The sequence below is a fragment of the Virgibacillus subterraneus genome (assembly GCF_900110695.1).
Lineage (GTDB): Bacteria > Bacillota > Bacilli > Bacillales > Amphibacillaceae > Lentibacillus > Lentibacillus subterraneus.
In genome coordinates this window covers 689,592-707,145 of sequence record NZ_FOEH01000001.1, presented here as the reverse complement: position 1 = coordinate 707,145, position 17,554 = coordinate 689,592, and the positions used below count along the sequence as shown (strand labels likewise).

At 41.6% G+C, this 17,554-nt stretch carries 20 protein-coding genes; 5 read left to right on the top strand and 15 right to left on the bottom strand.

Features of this window, described 5'->3' with window-relative positions; all coding sequences use genetic code 11:
- Nucleotides 1-49: 49 nt before the first annotated feature.
- The gene (locus BMY13_RS03365) at nucleotides 50-814 is read right to left on the bottom strand and encodes an IclR family transcriptional regulator (RefSeq protein ID WP_092491617.1); all 765 of its coding nucleotides are present in this window, start codon (nucleotides 812-814) and stop codon (nucleotides 50-52) included.
- A gap of 497 nt (nucleotides 815-1,311) precedes the next feature.
- Between BMY13_RS03365 and BMY13_RS03360 the strand changes: the two genes are divergently transcribed.
- From BMY13_RS03360 to BMY13_RS19190, 3 genes are all read left to right on the top strand, one after another.
- Nucleotides 1,312-2,340, top strand: coding sequence for a C40 family peptidase (locus BMY13_RS03360; protein ID WP_092502535.1), 1,029 nt, complete (start codon nucleotides 1,312-1,314; stop codon nucleotides 2,338-2,340).
- 292 nt (nucleotides 2,341-2,632) lie between these two features.
- Nucleotides 2,633-2,806, top strand: coding sequence for an aspartyl-phosphate phosphatase Spo0E family protein (locus BMY13_RS19880; protein ID WP_342728541.1), 174 nt, complete (start codon nucleotides 2,633-2,635; stop codon nucleotides 2,804-2,806).
- 119 nt (nucleotides 2,807-2,925) lie between these two features.
- The gene (locus tag BMY13_RS19190) at nucleotides 2,926-3,423 is read left to right on the top strand and encodes a hypothetical protein (protein WP_139184793.1); all 498 of its coding nucleotides are present in this window, start codon (nucleotides 2,926-2,928) and stop codon (nucleotides 3,421-3,423) included.
- Here BMY13_RS19190 and BMY13_RS03345 read toward each other — a convergent pair.
- From BMY13_RS03345 to BMY13_RS03315, 8 genes are all read right to left on the bottom strand, one after another.
- Nucleotides 3,405-4,457 carry a galactitol-1-phosphate 5-dehydrogenase gene (locus BMY13_RS03345; RefSeq protein ID WP_092502529.1) on the bottom strand — a complete coding sequence of 351 codons (1,053 nt, stop codon included), beginning with the start codon at nucleotides 4,455-4,457 and terminating at the stop codon, nucleotides 3,405-3,407. The two genes, BMY13_RS19190 and BMY13_RS03345, sit on opposite strands and share 19 nt — an antisense overlap.
- A gap of 24 nt (nucleotides 4,458-4,481) precedes the next feature.
- Complete coding sequence (locus BMY13_RS19410; protein WP_175476696.1) at nucleotides 4,482-4,637, bottom strand: hypothetical protein; 156 nt, start codon at nucleotides 4,635-4,637, stop codon at nucleotides 4,482-4,484.
- Nucleotides 4,638-4,694: 57 nt separating this feature from the next.
- Nucleotides 4,695-5,366, bottom strand: a complete 672-nt coding sequence (gene deoC / locus BMY13_RS03340; RefSeq protein ID WP_092502527.1) for a deoxyribose-phosphate aldolase — start codon at nucleotides 5,364-5,366, stop codon at nucleotides 4,695-4,697.
- 22 nt (nucleotides 5,367-5,388) lie between these two features.
- On the bottom strand, nucleotides 5,389-6,420 hold the full coding sequence (locus BMY13_RS03335; protein ID WP_092502525.1) for a zinc-binding dehydrogenase: 1,032 nt from the start codon (nucleotides 6,418-6,420) through the stop codon (nucleotides 5,389-5,391).
- Between the two features lie 284 nt (nucleotides 6,421-6,704).
- The gene (locus BMY13_RS03330) at nucleotides 6,705-7,964 is read right to left on the bottom strand and encodes a galactitol-specific PTS transporter subunit IIC (protein ID WP_092491598.1); all 1,260 of its coding nucleotides are present in this window, start codon (nucleotides 7,962-7,964) and stop codon (nucleotides 6,705-6,707) included.
- Between the two features lie 71 nt (nucleotides 7,965-8,035).
- Nucleotides 8,036-8,320, bottom strand: a complete 285-nt coding sequence (locus tag BMY13_RS03325; protein WP_092491597.1) for a PTS sugar transporter subunit IIB — start codon at nucleotides 8,318-8,320, stop codon at nucleotides 8,036-8,038.
- The gene (locus tag BMY13_RS03320) at nucleotides 8,317-8,811 is read right to left on the bottom strand and encodes a PTS sugar transporter subunit IIA (protein WP_092502523.1); all 495 of its coding nucleotides are present in this window, start codon (nucleotides 8,809-8,811) and stop codon (nucleotides 8,317-8,319) included. Before BMY13_RS03320 ends, BMY13_RS03325 begins: the two co-directional genes overlap by 4 nt.
- A 38-nt stretch (nucleotides 8,812-8,849) precedes the next feature.
- The gene (locus tag BMY13_RS03315; protein ID WP_092502521.1) at nucleotides 8,850-10,907 is read right to left on the bottom strand and encodes a BglG family transcription antiterminator; all 2,058 of its coding nucleotides are present in this window, start codon (nucleotides 10,905-10,907) and stop codon (nucleotides 8,850-8,852) included.
- Nucleotides 10,908-11,086: 179 nt separating this feature from the next.
- On the opposite strand from BMY13_RS03315, the gene BMY13_RS19405 reads away from it, so the two are divergent.
- Nucleotides 11,087-11,497, top strand: a complete 411-nt coding sequence (locus tag BMY13_RS19405; RefSeq protein WP_175476695.1) for a hypothetical protein — start codon at nucleotides 11,087-11,089, stop codon at nucleotides 11,495-11,497.
- On the opposite strand, the gene BMY13_RS03310 is transcribed toward BMY13_RS19405, so the two are convergent.
- The 3 genes from BMY13_RS03310 to BMY13_RS03300 all read right to left on the bottom strand — a co-directional run bounded on the left by BMY13_RS03310 (nucleotide 11,427) and on the right by BMY13_RS03300 (nucleotide 13,258).
- Nucleotides 11,427-12,407 (bottom strand): nuclease-related domain-containing protein, encoded by a 981-nt coding sequence (locus BMY13_RS03310; protein WP_092502519.1) that lies wholly within the window; start codon nucleotides 12,405-12,407, stop codon nucleotides 11,427-11,429. The genes BMY13_RS19405 and BMY13_RS03310 overlap by 71 nt on opposite strands.
- A 366-nt stretch (nucleotides 12,408-12,773) precedes the next feature.
- Nucleotides 12,774-12,989: a DUF2922 domain-containing protein gene (locus BMY13_RS03305; protein ID WP_092491592.1), complete on the bottom strand. Its 216-nt coding sequence runs from the start codon at nucleotides 12,987-12,989 to the stop codon at nucleotides 12,774-12,776.
- A 44-nt stretch (nucleotides 12,990-13,033) separates the two neighbouring features.
- The gene (locus BMY13_RS03300; protein WP_092502517.1) at nucleotides 13,034-13,258 is read right to left on the bottom strand and encodes a DUF1659 domain-containing protein; all 225 of its coding nucleotides are present in this window, start codon (nucleotides 13,256-13,258) and stop codon (nucleotides 13,034-13,036) included.
- A 228-nt stretch (nucleotides 13,259-13,486) separates the two neighbouring features.
- Here BMY13_RS03300 and BMY13_RS19180 point away from each other — a divergent pair, with 228 nt between their 5' ends.
- Nucleotides 13,487-13,948 (top strand): hypothetical protein, encoded by a 462-nt coding sequence (locus BMY13_RS19180; protein WP_139184792.1) that lies wholly within the window; start codon nucleotides 13,487-13,489, stop codon nucleotides 13,946-13,948.
- Between the two features lie 54 nt (nucleotides 13,949-14,002).
- On the opposite strand, the gene BMY13_RS03290 is transcribed toward BMY13_RS19180, so the two are convergent.
- Genes BMY13_RS03290 through BMY13_RS03280 form a run of 3 tightly spaced genes read right to left on the bottom strand, consistent with a single transcriptional unit; the run spans nucleotide 14,003 to nucleotide 17,554 of the window.
- Nucleotides 14,003-14,788 carry a Cof-type HAD-IIB family hydrolase gene (locus tag BMY13_RS03290; protein ID WP_092502513.1) on the bottom strand — a complete coding sequence of 262 codons (786 nt, stop codon included), beginning with the start codon at nucleotides 14,786-14,788 and terminating at the stop codon, nucleotides 14,003-14,005.
- A 57-nt stretch (nucleotides 14,789-14,845) separates the two neighbouring features.
- Nucleotides 14,846-16,225, bottom strand: a complete 1,380-nt coding sequence (gene lpdA, locus BMY13_RS03285) for a dihydrolipoyl dehydrogenase (protein ID WP_092502511.1) — start codon at nucleotides 16,223-16,225, stop codon at nucleotides 14,846-14,848.
- A gap of 12 nt (nucleotides 16,226-16,237) precedes the next feature.
- Nucleotides 16,238-17,554, bottom strand: a complete 1,317-nt coding sequence (locus BMY13_RS03280) for a dihydrolipoamide acetyltransferase family protein (RefSeq protein WP_092502509.1) — start codon at nucleotides 17,552-17,554, stop codon at nucleotides 16,238-16,240.

Sequence of the window (17,554 nt, the reverse complement as noted above, 5' to 3'; positions counted from 1 at the left end):
CCATATACCATTCAATCAGGAATATGACATCATTAATACCTTCATTATTTTATCCTAAATAGCCGCTTATCTTAGATAGTTTGTTTGCTAATTCAATAATTTCTGTGGTTGCTATTTCTTTCTTCTTTATCCAACTCGTTTTCGGCATAGTAAAACTTATGCCATAAACAATTCTATTGCTATGATCATAAACAGGCGCTCCTACACAATAAAACCCCTCAGCACCCTCCTGTTCTTCAACCACATATCCATCTAATTTTGCCTTTTGTAACTGGTCCCATAACTGTTCAATATTTTCCACTGTATAGTCCGTTTTCTTTTTAAATGATTCATCTTTATAAATTTCTTTTAGTTCGTCAAATTCATACTGCGCCAACTGAATCTTTCCGATTGCGGAAGCGTACGCCGCAAATCGGGTTCCTGGATCTGTAACAAGTCTGACCGGTGAGCTTCCTTCTTCCCTACCGATATAAAAAACATCGCCACCCATTAGTTTGCCTAACTGAATATGTTCATCAACGATTTGGATTGCCTTTTTAGCCTCACTAGAAAACGTTTCCATAATATTGAATTGATTTAAATAAGTGGAACCGATAAATCCTAAAACTGAGCCCAGATTATATTTCTCATTCTGTCCTTTTTCGATCCAGCCTAACGTCTCCATTGTATTTAATAAAGAATACATAGAACTTTTATTTATTTCTAATCGATTTGATAAATCAATCAACCTTAACCCATCCGGATTCTTAGCAACTTGTTCAATAATCAGGTTTGCCCTTTCCAGCGCCGGCACCCAATACTTTTGCTTTACCAATTTCAACCACCGTTCCTTTATCAGTAAAATTTCAGTTTATAATAGTAAACTTACTTTATTATAACACACATAAATTAGCGACAATATTAAGGCAGATTTCGTGTCTCGTCTTCCTAATGAAACAGTTGGCACTTGCTGAGTATGCATGTGAAATGTTCTTGTGCATCCTGTGCAAAATGAACGGAGTACCATGTAAAGCAATAGAAACGCCTCTTCTCCTCTCGCTTCCCTATGCTTTAAAACTAGATTTGGAGATACTCCTAATATTCTTGCGGCCTGGATTGGAATATCTTGTACCTCCGTTTATTCGTAGATGATACCCTATTTTAAATATGTTACATATTATCTATTTCGACGTTATAACATAAATTGTGTAAAATTCGATTGTTTTTTTAAATTGTGTCTATTACTATTTTCCTATTTCTAATGGAATCTATTAAAATATGTAGAATCATGCTATAATTAACGCACTTTATATTGAAGGGAGTATTGAAAATTTGAACAACAAGAAATTATTCATGTCGGTAACTGCAAGTGCGGTAATTGCCTCAGCATTTGTCGGTGCAGAAGATGCAGATGCAGCATCGTATAAGGTGAAAAGCGGTGATTCATTGTGGGCAATCGCACATAAATACGATGTTAGTGTCGGACAGCTTAGATCATGGAACAGTCTATCAGGAAATATTATTTTCCCAAATCAAGTAATTGAAACATCCAAATCTACTAATACATCAAACTCTAATTCTACTACTATTACAACGCAATCTACTACATATACCGTTAAGAGTGGTGACACACTGAGCGGCATCGCAAGCAAACATAATATTTCTCTAGCTAAGTTAATGAAATGGAATGAATTGGATACAACGCTGATTTATCCTGGGAACGAGTTTGTGGTTTCCAAGGGTGGGGACGGTGATAGCGGGCAGCCTGATGTGAGCCCTGCTCCAGATAAGGAAGTTGCATCATCGAAAGTGTACACCGTTAAGTCAGGTGACAGCTTGTCTGCGATTGGATCGCGTAATGGTGTCAGTGTTGCTCAGTTAAAGAAGTGGAACGGGCTGAGTTCAGATTTGATATTGATTGGCCAGAAGCTGAATATCGGCGGGAAGTCGACTACTGATGATGGAGGCGATACGAGCGCGCCTACTGCTGATGTTGACTATAACGTTAATAAATTGATAAGCGGTGCTAAGAGTGTAAACGGTGCAGGCTACGCATGGGGTGGCGAGTCACCAAGCGGCTTTGATTGCAGCGGATTTATTTATTATGCGTATAGTGAGGCTGGAAAAGACATAAGCCGACTATCGACTGAAGGCTACTACAACCGCTCATTCTATATTAATAAACCACAAGTAGGCGATCTCGTATTCTTCGAGAACACCTATAAGTCCGGGATATCACATATGGGAATCTATCTAGGTAACAACGAATTCATCCACGCCGGCTCAAGTGGCGTGAAGATTACTAGTTTGGATAACTCTTACTGGAGCAAGCACTTCGATGGGTTTAAGCGGTTTTACTAGGTTTTAAGTGTGAAGAAGAACATCCAGCTGATGCTGGATGTTTTTTTAATGGCGTGGCGATTGCACGAGGTTGGTTGCTATCCCACAGTTTTGTGCTATAGTCATTCGGTATAATGTTAATATTTTCTAATTATTGTCGATATAATAAATAAGAAGTGGTACAATTAGACTAGATAATACCCTATTACAAAGATTCTAATATAAATCTAAGACCTAAATTACTTCATGCTATTATATTCTAGCTCATGTTTCTAGCTTAGGATTGTGATTTGGCAAATTAAGGAGATGTTGTATAATAGATACCCATGCCGAGTATACAGATGAGCTGTTACGAAATATTGAAAATAAGAAAGACAAAATGATAAAGATAGCCGAAACTTTCGGCCTAACAGCAAGAGAAACATTAAAATATAGTCAAGAATTAGATGAGTTAATAACTAAGTACCAATATATGCAAGAATACTAGAGATAAGGGGAACATTCAGCAGGTGCTGGATGGTTTTTTATTTACTGGGAAGGTAATTTTCTGCTTTAGCAGAAAATATCCTATTGAATTGATTAGATAAAGTAGAAGATTTTCGGCAAATGCCGAAAATCACCCTTCAACTATACGGTAGCTGTCACTCTATCTATATTGAGATCTGCTTGGGGAAGGCTTACTCGGACGGGGCTGTTTTTTGCGCAAGTTTGCGGGCTTGCTCGCTCGAGTTTGGGGGCTACTCGCTCGAGTTTGGGGCTTGCTCGCTCGAGTTTTGGGGGTGCTCGCTCGAGTTTGGGTGTTGCTCGCTCGAGTTTGGGGGTTGCTCGCTCGAGTTTGAGTGTTGCTCGCTCGAGTTTGAGGGCTGCTCGCTCGAGTTTGAGGGCTGCTCGCTCGAGTTTGGGAGCTTCTCGCTCGGGTTTGAGGGCTACTCTCTCAAGTTTGAAGGCTGCTCGCTCGAGTTTGGGAGCTGCTCGCTCGAGTTTGAGTGCTGCTCGCTCGAGTTTGAGGGTTGCTCGCTCGAGTTTGCGCGACAGCAGCATCAATTTTCTGCTACAAATAAAAAAGCGCCCACATGGACGCGTGATTATCCTAGTTCTGGATAGAAGAGTACTTTGACATATGATCCTTTGCGGTTAATCAGGTTGTCAAAGGTTTCTGGCCCTTCCTGCAAGTTCAGGCGGTGGGAGATCATTGGTTTGACGTTAATTTGTCCTGTGCTCATGTAGTGGACGGATGAACTCCATTCTTTTCCTGGGAACGGTGAGGATAGCGCATTCCAGGATCCGAGCACGTTTAATTCATTGCGGACGATACGTTCAAAGTAAAAGCGCTCGATTTTAATGTCGGCATATGGGATACCCATGAAGACAACTTCTCCGCCTTTTTTTGGCAGGGCGAATACTTGGGCCGATGTGATTGGAGATCCTGCTGATTCGACAGCGAGGTCAACCCCTTTACCGTTTGTATGTGCTTCGATTTGTTCATGTGCTGGTTTTTCCAATGAATTGATTAGCACATCCGCACCGACTTCTTTGGCAACTTCAAGCTTCGTGTCATCGATATCAATTGCATAAACTTTCTTTGCACCGAATATTTTTGCCCATTGGACGGCGAGCAATCCGATACTGCCACATCCCATGATGGCCACTTCGGCTCCTGGCTGGATACTTGTGCGGTAAAAGCCATGCGCTACGACCGAGGATGGTTCTACCAGGGCTGCTGTATCGTAGTCCACATTATCTGGAATTGGTACAATGTTTTCCTCTGGCAGTTTTACAAATTCTGCATATGCACCTGGTACGCGCGCACCAATGACATGCAATTTCTCACAGCGTGATGGTTCTCCTTTTTGGCAGCTTTCACATTCACCGCAATAAAAAGCAGGACAGCCGGACACTCGGTCACCTGGTTTAACGTTTTTCACACCTGCGCCAACGGCTGTGACTTCGCCTGAAAACTCATGGCCGAATGTCATGCCTTCAACATATGGTCCCAATTTTTTGTAGCGTGAAATATCGGAACCGCATATCCCAACAGCCTTCACCTTAATAATCACGTCATCTGCTTGTTCAATGACTGGTTTTGCTGATTCTTCAAAACGGATATCCTGTTCATCATAAAGATTAAGGGATCTCATTTCTATCACCCTTTCTAGTTGTGATTAGTTAGCTGTTTCTTCTGTCTTTTTTTTACTAGACAAGATTTTATATAATGCAAATCCTACAATGATTGTATTGAAATAGATTTGATAGTCGAGGTAAAAATCACTTATTCCGCGTAAAGGTCCAAGCATAACTTCCAACATTGCGTCGACCATTTTTAACCCTCTTTTCTAATGGGATCAATCGGGCTTTAATACCCGATCGTCCACTGATTAATAGTTAGCGTTTGATGTTTCACCAGTAACAATTGCTATGGCACCACTTGCTCCAATGCGGTCTGCACCTGCTTCGACAATTGCGATTGCATCATCGTAGGTGCGAACACCACCAGCAGCTTTCACACCGAAATCAGGTCCGACAACAGAACGCAATAGTTTCACATCTTCAACAGTAGCACCGCCACCATTAAAGCCTGTTGCCGTTTTGACAAAGTCTGCACCTGCTTCGACAATCAGCTTGGCAGCTTTGACTTTTTCGTTTTCCGTTAACAGTGCTGTCTCAATGATTACTTTCGTTGTCAGGCCTTTAGATGCGTTAACTACTTCAGCAATATCTTCTCTTACAACATCATATTCCTGTGACTTCAGTGCACCTAAATTGATCAGCATATCAATCTCTTCAGCACCGTTTTCAATCGCTTCTTTTGTCTCGGCAACTTTTGTCTTCGTTGTAGCACCGCCTAATGAGAAGCCAATTGGCACACCGACTTTAATGTTGTGTGGTGACAATAGCTCATAAGCATATGGCACATAGTACGGATTGACGAATACTGTCTTAAATCCATATTCAATCGTTTCCTGACAAAAAGCCTTAATATCTGCCTTGCTCACAGTTGGGTTCAGCAGTGTATAGTCAATAATATCGGTCAGTTTTTGTTCATCCATTTTACCAGCTCACTTCCCATGTTTAATCAACAGGTGTCAGTAATACTTTGATTCCATCCCCGTCTTTGATGGCTTTATAAGCCTCATCCCATTGGGTAATATCAAATTCATGTGTGATCATATCCGTTGCATTAACGGAACCATTATTGATTAATTCCAGAGATGGCTCCCAGTCTGCCGGTTTCTGGCTTCTGCTGCCGACAACTCGGATTTCTTTTTGAATGACTTTTTCCATATCAAATTGGATTTCTGATGCTGGGAAAATACCAACTTGTGCGTATTGCCCTTTTTTGCGCAGCAGATCAAGTCCTTGTTTTGCAGCAGGAATGGCACCAGAGCATTCAAACACAACATCTGCGCCATAGCCATTTGTCAGGCTGTTAACAACTTCTTTGACATCCTGTTTTTGAATATTAACAACGTTGTCGATGCCAAGCTCTTCTGCTTTATCGAGGCGAACCTGGTCATTTGTTAAGCCGGTAATAATGACTTTTGCACCGCGGCTTTTGGCAACCTGTGCTGTGAATAGCCCGATCGGTCCTGGACCAATGACGACAACTATATCACCTTCTTTAATATCTGTTTTGTAAACTGCGTGATGCGTACATGCCAATGGTTCGGTCATAGCAGCATCCTCGTATGAAACATTTTCTGGCAAATGATGCAGGCTGTCTTTACGGGCAACCAAATACTTGGCAAAACCGCCATCCTGCTGTGTTCCAAGTCCTTTACGATGATTACAGAGATTGTAGTCGCCTGCTTGGCAATACTCGCATTCGCCGCAAATATAGAATGTTGTTTCTGATGTGACGCGGTCACCTGGTTTGAACTCTGTGACGCCTTCTCCAACGTCAACAACTTCACCGGAAAATTCATGTCCTAATGTAACAGGGACTGCAACCTTGTAATGACCTTCGTACGTGTGGATATCGGAACCGCAGATACCTGCATATTTTACTTTGATTTTGACTTGATCTTTGCCGGCTTGCGGTTCTGGTTTATCCTGGATCTCTAGGTTTCCAAATCCATGTTCTCTTTTGACTAAAGCTTTCATTGATGACTCCTCCTATCATGTTCGATTACAGTGGCTTTTTTATGTTTTGTTGTTTTATGCTTTGATTTAGATATGAACTGCGTCATAGACTTAGGGTGATTGATTAGTCTAGTGTAGTTCTCTGACCACGCAGCTGGAATATGCTCGCTTTCCGTGGGCTCACCAGCCGCCCGCGGAAAGCGCAGTGTATTTCCGGAGCGAAAGTCTATGACGCAGTTTAGTTATTCAACAACAAACATTCAAAAAACAGCCAACACATTTAATGGTAAATTTAGAGGAAAAATTTAGTTAAATAGTGCAAAGAATTTCCAAATAATCCAGTTCACCAGGTTACCACCTTGGTCGATACTTGAGATTTTGGCTGATCCTTCAGGCATTTCAAATTGTGCATTTTGTGCCATTTCCGTAAAGATTGGTGCAATATCTGTTGCCATATAAAGCGATAATGCAATCATAATCGTACCAACAATTACCGAGTGCACAATGTTACCTCTTGCTGCACCGACGATAAATGCGACAACAAATGGAATTGTAGCCAAGTCACCAAACGGTAATAATGCGTTACCAGGAAGGATAACTGCTAGCAATACTGTAATTGGAACAAGAATTAATGCTGTTGCAATAACAGAAGGATGTCCAAGTAATACTGCTGCGTCAAGTCCAATATGGATTTCTTTATCACCAAAGTGTTTATTCAACCACTCACGTGCAGATTCTGATACAGGCATTAGCCCTTCCATCAGGATCTTAACCATTTTCGGCATTAACACCATAACGGCTGCCATTGACATACCAATGTCAATAACGTCACCGACACTGTATCCTGCTAATGCACCAATTGCTGCACCTAGGAACAGTCCGATAAAGATTGATTCACCAAAAATACCAAATCGTTTTTGAATTGTGTCCGGGTCAGCATTCAAATTTTTCAGACCAGGAACTTTTTGAAGTAATTTTACTAACCAGATTCCTGGCGCGTAAGAAATTGTACTTCCTGTTGCAATCGACACACCTGGTAACTCATAGAAATCGCTTACCATAGGTGCTGTCCAGTCAGCAACTTTCAGTGTTACTATTTGGAAAATCACCGCAGCGATTAGTCCTTGAATGATACTGCCTGAAATTGTGTAAACAAGTGCTGCCATAAACGTGTAGTGCCAGAAGTTCCAAATATCAACGTTCATAGTTTTTGTTGTTTTGGTTAATAGCATGGCAACGTTTACAATCAGGCCAAGTGGTATGATAAATGCTGCTACTGTAGATGCCCAAGCGATGGATGATGTAGCAGGCCACCCAACATCAATGACGTTCAATTCAACTCCGAGCCGATCAACCATTCCTTGTGCAGCTGGTCCCAAGTTATTAACCAGCAAATCAACGACTAGGAAGATACCGACAAATGCTACCCCTATTGTTAGACCGGATCGGAATGCTTTACCTGGCTTCTGCCCGAATAATAGACCTAATAAGAATATAACAACAGGTAAAATAACGGTAGCTCCAAGATCCAAAAAGGCTTGAATAAAATCAACAAAACCTTGCATTGTTCTTCCTCCTCATACTGTGATGTGAATCTCGATTTCTTTTGATACAAGAAACCGAGATTGTCAGTTTATTATTTTTGCAGTTCTTCTAAGATTTGTTTCTTTGTATCTTCTGTCCCAATACCTGTCAGGAATGAGCGAGCATTAATGACTGGGAATGGATATTCCTTTTTAGTCATTGCTGTTGTTACGAGTAAGTCAGCTGTATCAATATAGCTGTTTACTTCTGCAATTTTGATTTGTCTGATGTCCAAGCTAAGACCATGTTCTTTTTCCATATCCTCGATTGCTCCATTAACAACTGTTGATGTTGCAATACCAGCGCCACATGCTACTAATACTTGTTTCTTTTTCATTTCGACTCACCTCCTTTAAGGGCTGCTAAATCTAACTTAGCCTCCAGTAATTGTTTGATTTCAGTTTTATCTGCTGAATTAACCAGCTGCTGCAATGTTTCCTGATTCTGGAAAACCTGCATCAATTTCTGCAGCAATGATAGCTGTGAATGGGCCTCATCCATTGCCAGCATAAAGACAACCTTGACTGGTGTTATTTCACTGTCATCGCCACCCATCACACAAAAATCAATCGGGTCTTTTAAAATACCGACACTGATTGTTTTTTGGTTAACATGTTCCACATCTGTATGTGGGATGGCGACTGACACTTCACCAGTTGGCAGGCCAGTGGCAAATTCACCTTCTCTGGCAATAATTGCATCCGTAAAACTTGCTTTTACCAGCTGTTTATCTGCCAGATTCTTACCCATTTTTGCTAAAATAGCTTCCTTTGAATCGCCTTCTACATTTAATAGAATGACAGATTCATCAAAATATAATTCGCCCAATTTCGACACTCCTTTTCTATGCTGTACGGACCACTCGCTCAATCTTTCGAATACGATTGTATAATGGCATGAATGGCTTCTATCGTTTGAGCATTAATCAGCTGATTGCGGTCCTGCTGTGATCCAGAAAGTTCCATTAGCTGCATAAGCGCATGCAGATGCTGTTGTTTATCAACCGCCGCAATAACAATAATTAAATGAATGTAGTAATCCGATGAAAACGTAACGCCTTCTTCTAACCTCAATAAGCTCATTCCAACTCTGTTGACCCCGTCCTCAGGTGATGCATGCGGAATAGCTATATTCGGTCCGATCACAATGTATGGATCTTCATTTGAATAGCGAAGCATGGCGTCAACATATTCCGGGGTGACCGCGCCTCTTTCAACCAGCGGCTGTGCACTCAGGCGGACCGCTTCTTCCCAGGATTCAGCGCTTTTTTTCAATGTAATGGTGCCTGGCTTAATTAGCTCATCCAAGTTCCTCGTTTTACGGACCGTATTCTGGCTAATCGATGAATCATCATCCCTTTTTACATAGCGTTGTAATTCCTCAGCTAATGCTTGTTCATTTTCAATCGATGAATGATTGCGAATAATCGCCATCAGCTCTTCGACATTCAGATCATGCGGTAAATAGCCATGCAGCTCAAGCATTACCTGCTTCCGAAGGCGTTTCTTTTCCTCACGTCCAAGAAATGCCTTTGCAATAAATAATTTTTTATCCGTTTCCAAAAATGTCGGTGCAAACACAATGTCATAATCCAATTTATAATTCAGGAACTCACGAACTGACAGTGAGTCGAGAAAGACAAACTCTGGAAAAAGTTCACTTAACTCGTTAAACATCAGTCTTGATACCGATATACCCTGCGGACAAACAACAATTGCTTTTGTCTTCTTCTCAATGCTTTCCCCTTGGCGTTTCATCCAGCCACCGATCAGCATCGTGATATACGCGATTTCACTATCAGGAATCGGGCTGCCAACCAAATCTGCCAATGGTCCTGTTGACCGTTTAACCAAATGGTGCAACTCCTTGAATTCTTTGCTTAATGAACCCTGAAGCGAAATCGTTTCCGACAGCTGATACTTAATACGGTAATAGGCTGGCTTGATATGCTGCAGCAATTTATCCAAAAGCAATCCACGATCCTGCAGATAAATACAAGCACTTTTTTCAAACAGGCGCAGCATATTATCAATCACCGGAACCAGATTTGGAATGACATCTTCATCTGTCGGGAAGTCTGTCCTGTAAACATTCGTTGTCAATAAATGCAATGTGATGAACAAGCGCTCCTCCATTGGAATCTTGTCAGCTTCCTGGAAAATCTCTTCAGTTGCCTGATATTCCTTCGTATTGGAGAGCTCTTCATATTCTATGGAAAAAATATTGACAGCATGCCCCTGTTCAATCCTTCTCAGAATCAAAATAAGCACATATGGCATAGTCCCAAGCTTCTCATCCGTGAACTTCAGATCAAGCTTATTCTCAACATTTTCAATCCGCTCGTAATATTCAGCTACTTCCTGTTCATCAATCGAAGCCAGCTTCTTCAACTGTCGCTCTCCATCAGGCATGGATAGCATCTGGTACGTTGCATAAATGAGTAAATTGCGAATCTTGAACTCCTTGCCCTCAATCAAATACCCGAATTTTCGCGAATAACGAAGATTCAAATCATAATTATCCAGGAAAACCTGTGCATCCTTTAAATCACTAAGAACTGTATTCTTACTCACATCCAATTCAATTGAAAAGTGATTTAGCGATAATTCCTCTTCCGTGCTCAACAGCATCATGATAATGATTTGAACCCGCTGTTCACCAGTCAAAATCGCTGTATCCACTGGAGCGCTTTCATTCTCGATACTATACATAGTAAAAACGGATTGATCGATAACAAAATATCCTTGTCTTGTTCTTTCAATACTCGGAAGGTCTTTACGCATTAGCCAATCATTAATTTTATTAATGCTGTAACCAAGCTGTCGACGCGTTAAATTATATTTCTTCTCAATCGCCAAACTCGTCACACCAGGATTACTAATTAGTTCATCCAGGACTTTATTATCCCGCTCACTAAGTGGCACAATGTCTCCCCTCCCTCCGTTAAATTAATTATATCACCGCACCAACGCATAAAGTATACGTTTTCAGCACAAGTGATTGAACAGTTAATGTACAACATTGTGATTTACATTTTCAAAACCAAGGTATTACATAGTTTGGGGTATGGTGGTGGGAATTATGTATTGGGGTTGATTCTGGGGTGGGGCGGTCGCTCGAGTTTGAGGGTTGCTCGCTCGAGTTTGGGGGATGCTCGCTCGAGTTTAGGGGCTGCTCGCTCGAGTTTGAGGTGCGCTCGCTCGAGTTTGGGGGCTACTCGCTCGAGTTTGAGGCTTGCTCGCTCGAGTTTGGGGGCTACTCGCTCGAGTTTGAGGCTTGCTCGCTCGAGTTTGAGGGGTGCTCGCTCGAGTTTGGGGCTCCTCGCTCGAGTTTAGGGGCTGCTCGCTCGAGTTTGGGTACTCAATTAAATAGGAAAACATCCAGCCTCGGCTGGATGTTTACATTATTATTTTTGAAGGAAGATTTTCGGCTCATGCCGAAAATCAACAATATTGGTGAGGTCGTTCTGATTTTTGATACTTTACCCAATACCTACCTTTCTCGACGTAAATAAGTCCGCTTTTTGATAGTATCCTTGTAGCTCCATTCCGTGAGTTCAATTTTAGAAAACGCATGCATTCTCTGTTTGTTATGTAGGGTTTTACTAATAACAAGTAATCAGATATTGCATTTAGGTGAGCGTTCTTCGAGAACATTTTACATCTCCTGCACTTCCACCCGCCATACACCCGCTCCATCCCCAGCAATCCACATTCTGGACAGATAACCCCAGGTGACAGATCTATTTTCTTGATTGAGAATTTCTTGTTAATATCCATATCAAACACATTGCAGGCATTCAGAATTATTTTTCCGACTTTTCTGTCCTGAATTTTGATAACAATTTGATCGGTAAGCTGTTGTTCTTTGTCCATAATCATGGAGGGAATTCGTGCGGCATGGGCGACTACTTTTCCTACTGCTTCTGTGTCACCATTCACTTTAATTATGGTAGATGGTTCACTAATAGCAACAAAATAATAGATAGGAATGCTAGGGAGATTTTGTTGGGAGAGCCAGTTTTGAAGATGAAATTGTTGGTTTTGGACTTGGGTGATAGGATATTCGAATCCTTTCTCTACCTTTCCGTCGCTCCGGGTCATTTGTTTGAGGGTTGTATCGAAGGTTATCGTATCATTATAGTTTTTCGAATCAACAATATAAATCGCCTGCTGTGAAAGAACCAGTGAATCAATTTGCACATTTTTGCCGTTCACCCGCAAATAAACATCTTGAAGAATGGTATAGTTTGTTGCCAAATAATCCAGGTAGTAATCAACCTTCAATTCCCCACTAAACCCTTTCTGTTGGATTGCTGCATCTTCCTTCATAGCTGGCAACTGTTGAAAATGTGGTGACAGTCGGGGGAACGCTGCATCAAGCTTTTGGAGTGGTCGTGGTTTAGTCCTTAATTTCATATTCATTTCCATTGCTCCTTAATTCGCTTTTAGCAATAATACAACGTTTTGCTTCATAAGGGAAATCAGCAACAATCACTGAAGTGGCAATAAAAATGAAATTTAATTCTACTTAAAATAAGGGAATGGAATTTTCCTTTACCCAAGCCAAAATTTCACCTATTTAAGTGACAGGAAAATATAATTTTATTAATTCCAGAAGAAATTTTCAGTATCCGTCGAAATTCAACACATCCAATATGAAAAAGCATCTAGAACCTAGCGACAATATCTAACAAATTATTTCCCCGGAAATAATTTTGTCAGTATTTGTTTGTTGAAGTGGGCTAATGGAACTAAAGGACCAGTGCACCCCCGCACTGGTCCTCAATATTATACTAATTCAACTTCCTGCACATTGCGTTCAACTACGCGTGCGCTTTTGATAGTTACTAGATTTCCGCCTGATGATGTGAATGCATCTTGTGCGATGACCTCGTCCATTGCAGCCTTGACTGCTACTGGATCAACTGGCTCAATTGGCTTCTCTAAAGAGTATGTCACTGTTTTTCCTTCAGCGTTTAAGAATTTAAGCTCTAACTTTTTCATTGAGTTCCCCTCCTTTCTATCTTATTCTGTAAACCTTTGAACGTTTATGCTCCTCTTAGTTCGGAACTGTCTTTTCGCTCGATACTTAAGAGTGGGCGTTGCTGTAAAACGACGACTGCGTTAGCAATTGAATATAACTGATCAGCTGTTGCGGCGATCTTTACATTGTTGAAGCTCTTCGTTTTGAAAAGCTGCTTACCTGATACTTCGTCAATACCGTCATCCAAAATCAAGCTCATACGTGTGTTCACCATTTGTGCTACTGCCATGTTACTCACCTCCTTTCACACATACTATCGAACCTCACAACTAAAAAGTGGCATCTAAAATAGAAAAAAGTTATTTTCACTGAAAAAGCCACTTTTCTGGTTTAAGAAACGATAGTACTTAAAAGAAAGAGATTTTCTGCTTTAGCAGAAAATGGCCTATTGAATAGTTCACTAAAAAGCAGAAGATTTTCGGCATCCGCCGAAAATTAACATTATTGGAGAGGGTAGTTGCGCGAGTTAAGTGCGTTATTGGCCGAGTTTGAGGACTACTCGCTCGAGTTTAGGGGCTGCTCGCTCGAGTTTGAGGGCTGTTCGTTCGAGTTTGGGTGCTACTCGCTCGAGTCTGAGTGCTACTCGCTCGAGTTTAAGGGCTGCTCGCTCGAGTTTAAGGGCTGCTCGCTCGAGTTTGGGTGCTACTCGCTCGAGTTTAAGTGCTACTCGCTCGAGTTTAATTTCTGCTCGCTCGAGTTTGAGTGCTACTCGCTCGAGTTTAGGGGCTGCTCGCTCGAGTTTGGGTGCTACTCGCTCGAGTCTGAGTGCTACTCGCTCGAGTTTGAGGGCTGCTCGCTCGAGTTTGGGTGCTACTCGCTCGAGTTTAAGTTCTGCTCGCTCGAGTTTAAGTTCTGCTCGCTCGAGTTTGAGGGCTGCTCGCTCGAGTTTACACGCTACTCGCTCGATACCGAATTCTAACATATTAAAAAAAGCAGACCTGCCTAAGCGAGTCTGCCTTGATCAAACGTTTGATTAACTTTTAATTAGCCCTACCATCCTAAGTCCATGCAGAATGCCATCATCTTGTACATCTTTTGTTACTATTTTGGCTGATTCCTTAACTACATCTGATGCATTGCCCATTGCGATGCTATTCCTGACTGATTGCAACATTTTAATATCATTCAGGCCATCGCCAAATGCGTATACATCATCAGCGGGAATTTGCAGATGATCGATTAATTTTTCTATACCAGCTGCCTTTGATCCGCCGTGGGGAAGGACATCAATGGAGTGCTCATGCCAACGAATAAATTCAAGCTGCTGCTTGAATGCTTCCCAATAATCCTGTTCACTCTCCTCTGGAGTGAACAAAAGGGCTTGGTATACTTCTCCACTATGATGGAATTTGGGATTATAGGTTAACTCCTGGTCAACTTTTAATGAGTCGATTGCCCTTTTCACCAGTGGATGATTTTCCGTATTGGAATACCAATCTTCATGATTCACATAGATAATAGGATGATTTTTGGTTGCTGCAAAGTTATTTAATTCTTGCAGAACATTTGATGATAAGGGATTTTTATATATTGCTTCATTTTCAAAAACAACGTATTGCCCGTTCATACTGACATGTGTATCGATATCCAATTCTTCCAATATTGGTTTGAATGTGAAGGGAGCACGTCCTGTCGCAGCAGCGACGATATGTCCTTTGCGCTTTAATTCAGCGATTGCTTTTTTTGCTGTAGCTTGTAATTGCTTATTGTGATCGAGAAGGGTTCCGTCAATATCAAAGAAGATTAATTTCTTATTCATTTTTTTCTCCATTTCATAGAAAATTGGCCATCATTTAAAATGATGACCACTATTAGATTAATTAAAATGTATTCCTTTTTCAAGCCATGCGCTTCCAGCTTCAAACAACGATTCAGATATCGTTGGATGCGGGAATACCATGCTTTCGATTTCATCTACGGTTCCTTCCAGATGCATGTATGATGTTGCTTGGCTGATCATTTCCGTGACATGGGCGCCAACCATGACAACACCTAGAATTTCGCCGTATTTTTCCTCGGCAATAATTTTCATGAAGCCGCTTGTTTCACCTGCTGCAATCGCTTTTCCGTTCGCAGCGATGTCGACTTTTTTCGCCTTCACGCAATATCCTGCTTCTTTTGCCTGATCTTCAGTTAGCCCGACACTGGCAATCTCAGGGAAGGTATATACACAACGCGGTATAATCGATTCCTTTTTAGCAGAATTACCTAAAATATGATTAACCGCTTTGATTCCTTCGTCAGTTGCCGCATGGGCAAGCTGGAATCCGCCAATTAGGTCGCCAACAGCATAAATGCCTTCAATTGAAGTTTTCATATCCCGGTTTGCTTTGACAAATTTACCGTCAAAATCAACGGACAAGTCCTCTGTCCCAGTGAGATTCGGGGTTCTTCCTACTGAAATGAGCACACTGTTTGTCTGGATACTTTTCGTCTCGCCATTCTTCTCCATTTTAACAGTTGTTTTACCATTATCAGATTCAAAACTGGTAATCTTGGATCCTGTATGAGTGGTAATCCCGTTATTAGCGAATTCTTTCGCCAAATAATCAGCGGCATCAGGGTCCTCGTTAGGCAAAATACGGTCAGCCATTTCGACGATTTCTACCTTCGTATCGAGGCTGTTAAAAATACAAGCAATTTCCAGACCGATAACGCCACCTCCAACAATTACCATATGGGATGGAACTTCACTTATATCGAAAATGGTATCACTCGTATAATAGTCAACAGTATCCAGGCCAGGTAGGGGTGGGACAAAAGGCTTCGAACCATTCGCTAATATAACATTATTAGCCTGCAGCTTTTCACTGCCATTACCAGTCTTAACAGTAACCGTTTTGCTGTCATCAACATACCCATATCCTTCAAATACTGTGATTTTATTTTGTTTCATTAATCCTTTGATTCCATTTTTTAGCTGGTTAACGACTTTATTTTTTCGGTTAACCATTTCTTCTATTGAATAGGAAAAATCATTCACCGTGATTCCATATGTCCTGGAATCTTTTATTTCTTCAATTACTTCAGCATGTTTTAATAATGTTTTGGAAGGAATGCAGCCTCGATTCAAGCATGTTCCACCAAGGTCACGTCCTTCAACCAGCGCTACGTTCAGGCCTTCTTTTGCAGCGCGGATTGCTGCTACATAGCCACCGGGGCCGCCGCCAATTATTGCTAGATCAAATGTCTTCATGGATTTCACCTCCTATACTAACAGACCATATGGATTTTCTAAGCGATCTTTTAATTCTGTTAGGAATGCAGCTGCTGGTGCGCCGTCGATTGCCCGATGATCAAATGACAGGCTGAGTACCATCATTGGTCGAACTTCAACCGATCCATCGACAACAACTGGCTTTTCAACGATTCGACCGACGCCAAGAATTGCTGTTTCAGGCGGATTAATAATTGGTGTAAACCCATCGACAGCATACATGCCTAAGTTACTGATGCTGAACGTGCTGCCGGACATTTCAGCTGGTGACAATTTGCCATCACGTGCCTTCAAGCCTAGTGTTTTACTTGCTTCAGTTAATTCAGCAAGACCTTTTTTGTCAGCGTCAGGAATAGATGGAACGATCAATCCGTTCTCGACCGCTACAGCCAATCCGATATTCACATCTTTATTCATTACGATTTCATCACCAACGAGCGAGGCATTCACTTTCGGATGATTTCCTAATACGTGTGCTGTTGCTTTGATAATAATTTCAGTATAAGAAAGTCGATAGCCTGTCTGTTTTTCGATAACCGGCAGTAATGATTTACGAACTTCAATTACCTGCGACATGTCAATTTCACTTGTTAGCGTGACATGCGGAATACTCTGCGTACTTTCCAGCATCTTGTCTGCAACAGCTTTACGCAAGCCTTTCAGCTTAACGCGTTCAGGCTCTTCAGTTGGTTCCGTTTGAGCAGCAGCATATCCTGTGACATCTGCTTTTTCTATCTTCCCACGAGCTCCAGATCCTTGTACCTGAGTAAGATCCACACCTTTGTCAGCAGCTATTTTTTCAGCAAGCGGTGTAGCACGGTTTGTATTGATCGCTTTAACAACATCTTGTTCGTGTACACGGCTCTTAGGACCTGAACACGATACACTGGACAATTCAATATTATTTTCCCGGGCAACACGCCTTGCTGCTGGCGTAGCACGTACTTTATCAGTTGCAGATTCTTCTGGCTGTTCAGCTGCTGGCTGCTCAGCTTCCTTAGCAGATTCACCAGCATCAGAAGACTCTTCCTCATCTGCTAATTCTGGCGGTTCGTCCGGTACCTCTTCGTTTTCCTCACCAACATACCCAATAACCGCATTTACAGGTATCTCATCATCCACTTGATAATATTTTTTTAAAAAGACGCCTTCTTCATATGACTCAACTTCAATATTGATTTTGTCAGTCATGATTTCAAATAAAGGCTCACCGATTTCAACAGGATCGCCTTCTTCTTTCAACCATTGAAGCAACGTACCAACTTCCATCGTACTGCTTAGCTTTGGCATGAAAACTTCTTTAGCCAT

Excerpts from the sequence above, each read along its gene's own strand:
- BMY13_RS03300 (WP_092502517.1), bottom strand. The coding sequence starts at position 13,258 with ATGGCAGTAGCACAAATGGTGAACACACGTATGAGCTTGATTTTGGAT.
- BMY13_RS03280 (WP_092502509.1), bottom strand. The coding sequence starts at position 17,554 with ATGGCTAAAGAAGTTTTCATGCCAAAGCTAAGCAGTACGATGGAAGTT.
- BMY13_RS03290 (WP_092502513.1), bottom strand. The coding sequence starts at position 14,788 with ATGAATAAGAAATTAATCTTCTTTGATATTGACGGAACCCTTCTCGAT.
- BMY13_RS03330 (WP_092491598.1), bottom strand. The coding sequence starts at position 7,964 with ATGCAAGGTTTTGTTGATTTTATTCAAGCCTTTTTGGATCTTGGAGCT.
- BMY13_RS03325 (WP_092491597.1), bottom strand. The coding sequence starts at position 8,320 with ATGAAAAAGAAACAAGTATTAGTAGCATGTGGCGCTGGTATTGCAACA.
- BMY13_RS03305 (WP_092491592.1), bottom strand. The coding sequence starts at position 12,989 with ATGAAAAAGTTAGAGCTTAAATTCTTAAACGCTGAAGGAAAAACAGTG.
- BMY13_RS03310 (WP_092502519.1), bottom strand. The coding sequence starts at position 12,407 with ATGAATATGAAATTAAGGACTAAACCACGACCACTCCAAAAGCTTGAT.
- BMY13_RS19190 (WP_139184793.1), top strand. The coding sequence starts at position 2,926 with ATGCCGAAAATCACCCTTCAACTATACGGTAGCTGTCACTCTATCTAT.
- BMY13_RS03335 (WP_092502525.1), bottom strand. The coding sequence starts at position 6,420 with ATGAAAGCTTTAGTCAAAAGAGAACATGGATTTGGAAACCTAGAGATC.
- BMY13_RS19410 (WP_175476696.1), bottom strand. The coding sequence starts at position 4,637 with ATGGTCGACGCAATGTTGGAAGTTATGCTTGGACCTTTACGCGGAATA.
- BMY13_RS03345 (WP_092502529.1), bottom strand. The coding sequence starts at position 4,457 with ATGAGATCCCTTAATCTTTATGATGAACAGGATATCCGTTTTGAAGAA.
- lpdA (WP_092502511.1), bottom strand. The coding sequence starts at position 16,225 with ATGAAGACATTTGATCTAGCAATAATTGGCGGCGGCCCCGGTGGCTAT.
- deoC (WP_092502527.1), bottom strand. The coding sequence starts at position 5,366 with ATGGATGAACAAAAACTGACCGATATTATTGACTATACACTGCTGAAC.